General features: G+C 55.3%; 1 protein-coding gene. It reads right to left on the bottom strand.

Going from position 1 to position 1,022, the window contains the following annotated elements:
- Positions 1–522: 522 nt before the first annotated feature.
- Complete coding sequence (locus tag ACR3FF_RS27170; protein WP_458191214.1) at positions 523–729, bottom strand: hypothetical protein; 207 nt, start codon at positions 727–729, stop codon at positions 523–525.
- Positions 730–1,022: the final 293 nt, after the last annotated feature.

The raw sequence follows: 1,022 nt of genomic DNA, 5'->3' as shown, positions 1-1,022 counted from the left end.
ATCGGGACAATCTCGCTAGTGAAGCGGGAGATTTGTGTCATGGACATTCGCAGTCTCCCGCTTCAACTCCTTTGATTTAGCGACCCATCCCGACGCAGCCTAGTGATTCAACACAGCCGCTCATTCCTATAGAGAAGCGCTCAGAAAGCATGAACTAGCGGGTACAAACCTGAAGCTCCACTCAGGGTACTGGCACACGGTATTGAAATCAAGTATTGTACGCGGTCAGTCAGTATTTAGGCATCAAAAAATAGTGTTTTTCTTACTTGAATAGAAATTGTATTTGGAGTACTCGTTATCGGATCGGCGTCGTGCTCTGAAGCGTTCGCTGGCGGGCGGTGGTTGAGAGCGCCTCTCAGATCGCGTCTGCGTCGGATTCGAGAAGCGAGTCAGCGTCCAGACCCGCCCCTCTGGCGAGCACTTATCGTCTGAAGCTAACTTCTGATCTAAGCCTGTCTTGGGAGCCACTGGTTCGACTCTACAAATGTCTCTACCTCTGTTCTGAGCTACGCTGGGTCCGCTCTACGCCACCTCCTCGTCGGACAGGTCTCCGGCCGAGAGCCCGTCGAGTTCGGCTTTCAGTCTCGACTCAACCCGCTCGAACTCGGACGGGACGACGCACCGCTCTTCGTCCACTTGGACGTCGATCGTCGTCGTCGCCCCGACGTTGAACACTGTGTCCGACTCGACAATGAGTTTGCCGACCTCGTTGTGGACACGCACCTCCACATCGGGGGCCTTCCCATCCTTTCTAACATCTCCGTCTTCGCAGGAGCGGCGAGCGATTCGCGCGTGAACGTAATCTCGTACTGCCCCTCCTCGTCGGTTATATCCTCACTGGGAGGTGTCGTGCTCCGAAGCGTTCGACGGTGGGCAGTCACCGAGACACCAAAGAGCGGAACGCATTCGTCTTTAGCTAAGACTCACACCTCGGTTGCGTAGCGGTAGCGAGCGTCTCTTGTAAAATCGGTCGTTGCTGGTGGATTTTCTGTGCATCCTCGATCAGCCGCTCCAGCAACGGC

It is taken from the genome of Haladaptatus ordinarius (genome assembly GCF_054177595.1).
Note: the sequence above shows the minus strand (reverse complement) of the source record. Positions and strands in the feature narration are given on the sequence as shown.